The sequence below is a fragment of the Paenibacillus sp. 2TAB19 genome (assembly GCF_052115185.1).
Lineage (GTDB): Bacteria > Bacillota > Bacilli > Paenibacillales > Paenibacillaceae > Pristimantibacillus.
In genome coordinates this window covers 1-9,187 of the sequence record NZ_JBFRGE010000132.1, presented here as the reverse complement: position 1 = coordinate 9,187, position 9,187 = coordinate 1, and the positions used below count along the sequence as shown (strand labels likewise).

Sequence of the window (9,187 nt, the reverse complement as noted above, 5' to 3'; positions counted from 1 at the left end):
CAATGGTAGTCGTATACTGAAAATCCAATGTTAATGCTAAACTCATTCTTCTTCCTCCTCTAAAAGTTGGTTTAAACGTAACATATTCGTACTCCAAAACTTACTGTAAAAAGCCACCCAATCCTGAATTTCTCTAAGCGGAGCGGCGTTAAGTTTATATCTCGTTTCCCTGCCGACCTTTCGGTCAAGTACCAATCCGGCTTCTTTAAGAATGGTCAGATGCTTGGATACCGCCGTACGGCCCATTTGAAACTGAACCGTTAACTCATGAAGCGGCACCTCTTGTGCTTCCGCCAACAGACTGATCAATCGGCGCCTGGTTGGATCAGCAATCGCGTCAAATACATCCCGCAACTGGTTGTTATCGCTCACAACACCCTCTCCTAAGCATTACTATTCGCAACCATTTAGTGTCACAACAATTATATGACACCATTCGGTGTCGAGTCAACGGCATTTATATATTCCATATGAATATCGATTAAATAAAAAAAACCGCGGCATGCGCGGCATTGTGCTGACTTTAATGKTTAGGTGTGCAGATATCATACAGCCCCACCATCCCCTAATATTTCTTTTCACAAAAAAAAGGCAACCGCTTCCCGGTTTAATCCGGAAGGCGATCGCCTTTTCATTTATTTTGTACCTGGAATTTGTGGGCTAGTTGATGTTGCCGATCTTTTTGGACTTGTCTGCGAGGCTGGATCTTGATCTTGATCTGGTTCTGGCGATGGAGCAGGATGCGCCTTGATGTATTCCAATACATTAAAGATTTGCTCTGCAKCTTCTGCACGGGAAATTTCCGCTTTTGGATGGAAGTTTCCTTGTGCATCCAGCTTCACAACCTGATAAGCCAGCGCACGTTGGATGGATCCTTGATAATCAATGGTAAGATCCGCGTTGTCGGTAATCTCGACGGGATTAAGTTTTATCATTGGAAGATTGCTATGCGCTTCAATGGTTTTAATAAGCCGATGAGTGAACTCTTCACGAGTCCATTTCATGTTTGGATCCAAATCTGCCGGCAGCTCGACGCCATTAACGCTTGCTGTAATTAAGGTATTGGCATACCAAGCATCATCTTTTGCGTTTTTGTAATAATCGGTCACTTTAGGCTCTTTAAAAAATCTTACGAGATCTAGATTTAGATCAGCGGCATTTACAATAAGCTGAACGCCTTGAGCCGCTGTGATCGTTTCATTAGGCGCAAAAAACTCGTTTGTTATACCGCGGACTATGCCTTGATCATGTAAAGCAACAATTTTATCCGTTGCTGCAATATTTGTTAAATCCGAGAATGGGTTGCTCGCTGCATAGCTTTGTCCCACAAACGATAACGTTAAAGCGGTAACTGTAGAAAGAGTAAGCATTTTGAATTTTGTTTTCATTTCTCTCACCTCGTAGTTTGATTTGTTTGCCCTTCACTAGTAATACAATCGAAGAGCCCATTATTTTTCATGCTGCAAAAAATAAATATAGGTCATTAGCTAACCCTGTGACTTTAGAGCCGAAGCACAACAACCCCCCTTGAAAGCCAAGGGGGGTTCAGTAACAGCTATACGCAACATTTCCTTGCATTAAATAAACGGACGACGGTCTAAGATCCTCTGCAGCATACGATCCCCATTAACCTGCTCAGGCATTACTGACTGGATGAGGGCTATTGCGCATACCGTTCCGCACAACGTATGTAAATCTTCAAACAACGCCTCGTCGGCCTCGTCGGACAAGACTGTGATACTGCTTAAGAGATGGTTGCTTATCGCCTTTATCATGGAATGCAGTTCACCAGACCTGTGCTGGGTTTGCTCAGCAGCACTGATTAAGGTGTACAGGACATCTAGCTCCACAAAGGATAAAGCGCCGGCCTCCAGTGGAATCTGTCCATCCTCATGCATGGCCAGGCATGTATCGATCCATTGATTCGGGAATCGCATAGGGCGTTTGCGGTAGTTCAGATTGAACAAATAATGAAAGGAGCTCGCTAAATGATGAAATAGCGGTGCGCCGTTATGAATGGCTCCCTTGTGCCAAAATCCGGTTTCCGGGTCAGCCTCCTGATCAAGCCATTCAAAATACCAATCCTCCCACTCGCGGTCAACTTCGCCGGTCAGCACTAGAGCAGCGTAAATGCCTGCGCCTTTATGCGAGTCTCCCCAAGGGGAATTTGCCCAGTCGAGGCTTTCCAGCCAGTCATGAAGTCCTTCTCGGCTCTTCACAGCATTCAGAGCCGATATGGGATGACAAGGTCTGCTGTCCAACAGTTCCAATGCCGCTACGGCATACGCTGTTCTGTGGACAGGGTGATGGCTATTTGCGGYAAAAAGCCCGTCCTCTGGTTGTTGAAAGCTTTGCAGTGTATTCACAAGGCCTTCATGCTCTCTGCTGCCTGCTTGCGGCAATTCGCCCAGCGTATATAACAAAATGACGGCATCTGCTGTTCCGTACAAATCTTCTTCGTGAGGATCTGAGAGCTTTTGCCGGTAACCTCCCATGGAGCCAGCTGCATGAGCATCGATAGAACGACGTACTTTCTTTAGAAATGGTTCGATATTTGTCACGTTGATATACCTCGCTTTGCTAGATTGATCTCGCGCCAAAATACTGTATAACGACCTCGCGGAATTCGAGAGCTGCCCGCGAAATATAGCGATTTTTATGCCATAATAAAGCGATCTCCCGTACCAATTCATGATCTTCTACTTGGAGATATTTGATTTGTTCCCTTGAATTCCTTGCCGTGCTTGGCATGAAAGCTATGCCAATCTCAGCTTCCACAAGTGAACTTAACCTCGCAGGTTCATCGCCCTCATATACATATTTCGGTTCAAATCCAACCGATTTGCAAATAGAGTCCACTAGATCACGAGTACCGTAACCTCTCTTCACACCGACGAACCGTTCATCCCTTAGATCTGTCAAAGATATGCGACTTCGGTCGGCCAGCCGATGCCCGATTGGAACAGCGACAAGAATGGGGTCTATGAACACGATTTGACATTCAATGTCCTCTCCTTCTATAGGAGGCGAGGACAAGCAATAATCCACCTCTCCTCTTTGAAGACGAGTAACCATTTCCTCCGTCGTCAACATTTGCACATGGAATTGAATAGTAGGACGTTTTTTCCGAAACTCGCGAAGGATGTTCGGTAATGTGCTTGCAGTAGTCACCGCCAATTCGAGTGTCCCGTGTTCCGGGCTAGCTAAATCGCTAAGCTCTTGTTTCCCTTGTTCCAATTCAAACAAGGCTCTTTCTGCGCGGCGTAGGAATGTGCTGCCGAACTCATTTAAACGAAGTCTCCTCCCCATTCGATCAAATAATGGGACGCCTAGATCTTCCTCCAAGCGTTGAATCGTTTTGGATAATGAAGATTGTGTTACGTGCAGACTTCTTGCTGCTTCGGTAACATGTTCCAATCTTGCCACCTCGAGAAAATATTGCAATTGAAGCAGTTCCATCACACACCACCCATTCATTCCTTCTAGTCAATGAAATAATAACATAGAATGCGTTGGAATAAATAAGGCTTTTCAATTACGATGACATCAATACGCTTTGGGAGGAACCAAAAATGAGTGTTCGCAGCAGGTGGTTGATTGTTTCCGTCGGACTAGGGGTACTTTTAAACCCGTTAAATTCTTCTATGATTTCAATCGCTATAGCAAGGCTTCAACTTGTATATCATCTTGACTTTGCAGAAGTATCCTGGGTTATTTTCGCTTTTTATATCGCTAGCGCTGTCGCTCAACCTGTCATGGGTAAGGCCAGTGACTTATTTGGTCGCAGAAAAATATTTCTTATCGGACTCGTCGTAGCTTTCGTTGCCTCATTGCTTGCTCCGCTTACTCCAAGCTTCGGGTGGCTCATCGTCTTCCGCATTGTGCAATCCATCGGAACAAGCATGATGGTCGCTGTTGGAATGGCCATTGTTCGTATTCATGTTACGGAGCAGCAAGCGACGGCGCTGTCTGTTATGTCCATATTTTTATCGGGAGCGGCAGCATTCGGCCCTTTTATTGGCGGGATATTAATACACTGGTGGGACTGGCAAGCGATCTTTTTCGTCAATATTCCGTTTGTGATAGCGAGTTTCCTACTCGCTTGGAGGACAATACCTAAAGATAACCCTACAACATTGATTTCACAGCGCATCTCCATTCGCAAATGGTTTGATTTGATTGATACGCTGGGAATCCTACTCTTCTCATCGGGTTTAGTCACCCTGCTCATTGGATTACTGTCAATCCAATCTTCGGGACAAGTCTCGTTCGTACCTGTCTTTCTCGTGCTTTTAGGCCTCGCGCTGCTTGCGGCATTCGTTCGTCATGAGTTTCGAGCGCAGTCGCCTTTCATTCCATTGCGTATCTTCGCCAAATATCCTGCGATGATAGGGATCAATATCGAATTCATGCTCGTTAACATTCTTTTTTATTCGCTGTTTTTTGGTCTTCCGTCCTATTTGCAAATGGTACGTCATGTCAGCGAACTCCATACAGGGATTCTTATGTTGAGCTTAGGCTTGTGCTCGCTCGTAGTCTCGCCGATAGCAGGACGATGGATCGATAAGTCAGGGCCCAAGCCGGCATTAATCGTATCCGCAATACTGATGGCATTGGGGTCCGCATGGATCGTGTCATTCAATCAACATTCACCGGTTGTAAGTGTATGTGTTGCGTTAGCTGCTTTCGGTATTAGCAACGGATTGAACAATGTCGGTATGCAAGCAGCCTTGTTCGAAAGTACTCCAAAAGAAATAATCGGCGTCGCCTCCGGATTATTTAATACATCCAGATACCTTGGAACGATTCTCTCTTCATTGCTTATAGGCATCGTAATGGGCGATAGGTTCAGCAGCGAAGGGTTCCGAGTGCTTGGGATTATCCTCGCGCTAATCGCGTTGTCCTTGGTGATCATGAGTTGGCGACACCGGGAGTCTGGTCAATTCGGTGAGTCGTAGATTTAGTGTTTATAAGTCTTCCCTTGCATACATGCTCTGATCCTGTAGTCGTATCAGTACTTTGCCATAACGGCCGCTCTGGCGGACAACCACTGTGCCGGACGGATACGTCTGTTCCAAATAGTCGGCTACCTTTTTCCGATTTAGAGCATCTGCAGGCAGACCGTGGCTTCCGAGCCAGTTCATCATTTCTTGCAGTGCCGCTTCTATGGAGATTTCCGCGGTTTTTGTTTCTCTCGATATAAGCGACTCGTAGGAGTAGCCTTTGAGATAAAGCAGGTGGAGCAAATAACCCATTTCCGTCTTTTTATTTTTAAAAGGCTCACCAGTGATAAGTGGATAAATTTCATTCACCAAACTATGCTCGATGGAGCCTGCAGGCATACTCAAGTAACAATATTGACTCGCGCAACTAAGAATCTTTTCCACGCTATCCCAGTCAACAATAACTGGACACATGGAGACAAAGACGAGATCGAAGGCTTGGCTCCAGCCTTTGTCCTGAACGTCGATATCCTCAAATGGCTCGGATACAATCTTCACCCTATTTTCTGTGAATTTCGAAGTGTTTTCTTCCAAAAGTTCGACTAGCGGAAGTGAGGACTCCACAGCAGTTACACGAGCTCCGCGCTCCGCAAAAGGCACCGTAAATACTCCCGAGGCAGCTCCAACATCCAGTACAGAAGCATTTTCAAGTTGAACTCCTTGCGTTTCTAACCAGCGTACAATACGTGTTGTTCGTTTTCTTCCCTCTTCATTAAAGGATTGCTCATTAAAAGTTTTCGCTTTATGGTCAAAAGCTTTGGCTGGAACGATACCAGCCTTTTTCATCTTGTTCACGATCGTATCGCCATTTTCTTTCCAAGCTTCTTCCCAAATCGTTTCATTAAAAAAATCGTTCATTATAATTCCTCACTTTTCATTATGGTTTATTTCTTTAACCATGTTATTATGGATCTATTATATCTATAAATTAAGCGCAAGAAGCGTTTTACTTCTTGTTTACCTCATGGCTGCAATGCTTGAAAGCTTCATCCATTACCGACTGGATCGTGTGCTCCTGTAAATACTGGTGCAAATGCTGCTGCGCACCGTCCATCACCTTTTCAACTAAACATCCGCTTTTATTGGGACGATGCTGCTCCTGTGATTCATCTCCCGCTTCTGCTAACAGTTGATGTTGCTGCGAACTCGAATTCGAGCATTCGAACAATTGCTGCTGACCTTCAATCACTTGAATCACATTCAGAAAAGTGATTTGATCGGCCGGCCGTGCCAGCTCATAACCGCCGTTCACACCCGGTACCGCACGTACGATCCCATCCTGCCGTAGCTTGGACATAATTTTGGATAAATAGCTTTCGGAAACGCCAAGCGTTGCCGATAATTCTTTAATCCCGATATGGTTGCGACGATCCGAGTGACCCAAATGAAGCAAAGCATGTAGAGCGTAATCTGTACTTTTGGAGAACTGCATAAGTCCATCCTCCCTTTCTGTATGAATCATTATGGATCCTTGGTGTCCATAATAACGGATTCAACTTCATATTGCAATAACCCGATCTTATTAAACAAGTCCCCGAACCCGCCCTCACCTAACCCATACATCAGCACATGGTAGTTACATTAAACAATATACAGCCTAGTTACATGCTATCGCGCACTCTTGTAACATTATTGGGCTAATTTATTATGTTTTATAGATATGGCCCTGCATCTATTCGAGGGTCCAACTGCCCGTTGGCGGGTTGTGCTCGCTTGTATGGTTTTAGGTTACCACTTGTTTAGTTATCTAGAACGTCTGTGCTCCAGTTTTTCTCCTGTATTTTGAAGTCCAACTCACGGTATTTCCTCGACAACTCATCGACCTCTTTTTGAAGATCTGCGATCTCAATCGTCGTGTAATATTTCACTTCCTGCCGACTATATCGGTCCTGCTTAATGGAAGCCTCGCCAAGTAATTCATTCAGTATATTGCGATGCTGCATGATGCGATCACGTTCTGCCAACGCTTCTGCCAAGCTTATGCTCGCATCGAAGGGGCTTAACGCGTTCGTCTTATTAATCTTTTTCACCCAGACGGCTAGATGATCGAGCGTTCGAGTTAATTCATCCATCAGCTCGGTTGGCGATTCTGAAGGTTTGTCTCCTTCTTGTACTTTTATGACTCTAACAAGGCGCTGCTTGATTTGAGCAACCTTCCGTTGACAATCCGCTCGCATGACGAGCGCTTCCGCTAATCTCATCGTTAATCCCCTCGCGCTGATTCGTTTAGACCATTCCTAAATCAACATCAATCGATCGTTTGAATCATCCATTTACTAAAGCCGCTTATTTCTCTTCTCTTCTAAAAATATATCCAGAACAGCTATCGCTCTAATCAATAGTTTGATAGTTAGATTTCACCTCATTCACAATCACCGTACCGCTGCTTGAGTCCCATTTCACCTCTAAACCGAGTGTTTCAGCGATAAATCGCAGCGGCACATAGGTTTTGCCATTATGATAGATTGGAGGCTGCGTCAAACTCAGTTTCGTACCATTAACATCAATTTCATGTCGATAAACCTCAAGATTTATCGTGAGTTGATCTGTCGTAACAGTGATCTTCCCATTATTGTAGTCTACCTTTGCATGAAGCGTTTCGAATAAATCTCTCATCGGCACTAAGGTAGTACCACCTGAAATAACCGGACCTGAAGTTAGCTTCATCACTTCGCCATTCAGAACAACCGAAAATGGTTTCTGAACTTTGGTTGCCTTAACGGCAGATTTCAAGGGCAGCAAATCACGGTCATCATAATTTGACGTTCCAGTTCCCCACTGATATACGATACCGTTACCACCTAAGGCAATACCGGAGTTCGTAGATCTTGCTTTCACTTGCTGGATTCCATTTAAGCCTTCAAGCTTTATAAGTGGAGGAGCGGGGTCTGCATATAGGATGCCGGACCACACGGTTCCATCTTGATGCACCGCGAGGTAAGGCAAACTGCTGTTGGATACTGCACTGACATCGATGAACCCTTTTTGTTTGCCTATCTTCGGCTCATACGAGCTGACCAGATAGCCGCTCTTATCAATCCCCACAGCAGCCCGGCGTTCAGTGGATGCTGCAACCTTCACAATATTTCGCATCATTAAATCATCTTCGCCCATATGAACATTGTCCCAAACGCCGATATGAACGACTGCCCCAGCCTTAGTTGCGAACATAACCCCCGTTTCAATATCGATATCGGCTAAGCCTGACTGTACTTTAGCGGGAATGGACGTGAAGGAAGGCGCTATGAATCGGACTTCAGTAGGTTCATTGCTTAGATGATAGCAAGCTTCCGATTCAACATCCTCGCGCAACATCCATGCCATACAACCATCTTCTCCCCAATACCACGCTTCGCCATTCTGATCTAGCGCTAAATGTCCAACATCACCCGACTCAATTTTCATAATCCCTTTTAACTCTACAATTTGAATAGGTTCATTCCGATTAGCTTTAATGCCTTTTGCTTTCAAATAAGGGTTGCCTGTACCGCTGTCCCATGTCCAAACGGTGCCATCTTTTTTCAATGCAATGTTCTTTGTCGTAATTTGCATCGCATTCTCTATCACAAGTTGTTTTAGAGCAAAGTTATTACCTTTCCACGACCACACCGCTCCATTATTTTGCAGGGCAACACTTAATCCGTTCTTGTGATCGATATCAATAATTCCTGTTAGATCTGCAGATGTCCGAATCGGGTTAACACCTGCCGCTTGTAGGGTCTGATTCGATAATATCCCTGCAAAACTGAATATCAGGATAAAGACGATTATGATTTTCTTCATCATCTACCTCCAATTATGTAAGTTGCGCGCTTTATATATGACGTTCATTTTCCATATTTTGTTGCTCGAAACTTTTGTATTTATATACACCTAATTATATAATGTTTCAGATACAATCATCCTTGAGTATGAATCACAACTTAAATGGAAGATTAATAAGATGAAAATAAGCATACAAACCGCTGAGCATTATATTTGGGGAGATCAATGCGATGGCTGGCATTTAGTGAAACAAAACGATTTAAGCGTCATTCATGAAAAAATGCCGGCACATACATCAGAAGTAAAACATTATCATCAACACTCCCGTCAATTTTTCTTMGTCTTGTCGGGTTCTGCAACCATGGAGATTGATGGTAAAGAAATCGTTCTGCAACCACATGAGGGGATCGAGGTTGCCC

The 9,187-nt window shown here is 44.5% G+C and carries 10 protein-coding genes; 2 read left to right on the top strand and 8 right to left on the bottom strand.

Going from position 1 to position 9,187, the window contains the following annotated elements; all coding sequences use genetic code 11:
• Positions 1-42: 42 nt before the first annotated feature.
• From AB4Z33_RS29565 to AB4Z33_RS29550, 4 genes are all read right to left on the bottom strand, one after another.
• A complete protein-coding gene (locus AB4Z33_RS29565; RefSeq protein WP_442053338.1) occupies positions 43-372 on the bottom strand; it encodes an ArsR/SmtB family transcription factor in 330 nt (109 codons plus the stop codon).
• Positions 373-635: 263 nt separating this feature from the next.
• Positions 636-1,388: an S-layer homology domain-containing protein gene (locus AB4Z33_RS29560; protein WP_442053337.1), complete on the bottom strand. Its 753-nt coding sequence runs from the start codon at positions 1,386-1,388 to the stop codon at positions 636-638.
• Between the two features lie 189 nt (positions 1,389-1,577).
• Positions 1,578-2,561 carry a hypothetical protein gene (locus AB4Z33_RS29555; protein ID WP_442053336.1) on the bottom strand — a complete coding sequence of 328 codons (984 nt, stop codon included), beginning with the start codon at positions 2,559-2,561 and terminating at the stop codon, positions 1,578-1,580.
• 19 nt (positions 2,562-2,580) lie between these two features.
• Positions 2,581-3,459 carry a LysR family transcriptional regulator gene (locus AB4Z33_RS29550; RefSeq protein ID WP_442053335.1) on the bottom strand — a complete coding sequence of 293 codons (879 nt, stop codon included), beginning with the start codon at positions 3,457-3,459 and terminating at the stop codon, positions 2,581-2,583.
• Positions 3,460-3,572: 113 nt separating this feature from the next.
• On the opposite strand from AB4Z33_RS29550, the gene AB4Z33_RS29545 reads away from it, so the two are divergent.
• Positions 3,573-4,958, top strand: a complete 1,386-nt coding sequence (locus AB4Z33_RS29545) for an MFS transporter (RefSeq protein ID WP_442053334.1) — start codon at positions 3,573-3,575, stop codon at positions 4,956-4,958.
• Between the two features lie 9 nt (positions 4,959-4,967).
• On the opposite strand, the gene AB4Z33_RS29540 is transcribed toward AB4Z33_RS29545, so the two are convergent.
• The 4 genes from AB4Z33_RS29540 to AB4Z33_RS29525 form a co-directional block, all read right to left on the bottom strand.
• Positions 4,968-5,861 (bottom strand): class I SAM-dependent methyltransferase, encoded by an 894-nt coding sequence (locus tag AB4Z33_RS29540; RefSeq protein ID WP_442053333.1) that lies wholly within the window; start codon positions 5,859-5,861, stop codon positions 4,968-4,970.
• A gap of 88 nt (positions 5,862-5,949) precedes the next feature.
• A complete protein-coding gene (locus tag AB4Z33_RS29535) occupies positions 5,950-6,435 on the bottom strand; it encodes an RrF2 family transcriptional regulator (protein ID WP_442053332.1) in 486 nt (161 codons plus the stop codon).
• A 307-nt stretch (positions 6,436-6,742) separates the two neighbouring features.
• Positions 6,743-7,204 (bottom strand): DIP1984 family protein, encoded by a 462-nt coding sequence (locus AB4Z33_RS29530; RefSeq protein WP_442053331.1) that lies wholly within the window; start codon positions 7,202-7,204, stop codon positions 6,743-6,745.
• 130 nt (positions 7,205-7,334) lie between these two features.
• The gene (locus AB4Z33_RS29525; RefSeq protein ID WP_442053330.1) at positions 7,335-8,789 is read right to left on the bottom strand and encodes a stalk domain-containing protein; all 1,455 of its coding nucleotides are present in this window, start codon (positions 8,787-8,789) and stop codon (positions 7,335-7,337) included.
• 157 nt (positions 8,790-8,946) lie between these two features.
• Here AB4Z33_RS29525 and AB4Z33_RS29520 point away from each other — a divergent pair.
• Positions 8,947-9,187: cupin domain-containing protein (locus tag AB4Z33_RS29520; protein WP_442053329.1), on the top strand; the 241-nt coding region annotated here is incomplete at its 3' end.

Coding starts and splice junctions, on each gene's coding strand:
- AB4Z33_RS29535 (WP_442053332.1), bottom strand. CDS start 6,435: ATGCAGTTCTCCAAAAGTACAGATTACGCTCTACATGCTTTGCTTCAT.
- AB4Z33_RS29540 (WP_442053333.1), bottom strand. CDS start 5,861: ATGAACGATTTTTTTAATGAAACGATTTGGGAAGAAGCTTGGAAAGAA.
- AB4Z33_RS29525 (WP_442053330.1), bottom strand. CDS start 8,789: ATGATGAAGAAAATCATAATCGTCTTTATCCTGATATTCAGTTTTGCA.
- AB4Z33_RS29530 (WP_442053331.1), bottom strand. CDS start 7,204: ATGAGATTAGCGGAAGCGCTCGTCATGCGAGCGGATTGTCAACGGAAG.
- AB4Z33_RS29550 (WP_442053335.1), bottom strand. CDS start 3,459: ATGGAACTGCTTCAATTGCAATATTTTCTCGAGGTGGCAAGATTGGAA.
- AB4Z33_RS29545 (WP_442053334.1), top strand. CDS start 3,573: ATGAGTGTTCGCAGCAGGTGGTTGATTGTTTCCGTCGGACTAGGGGTA.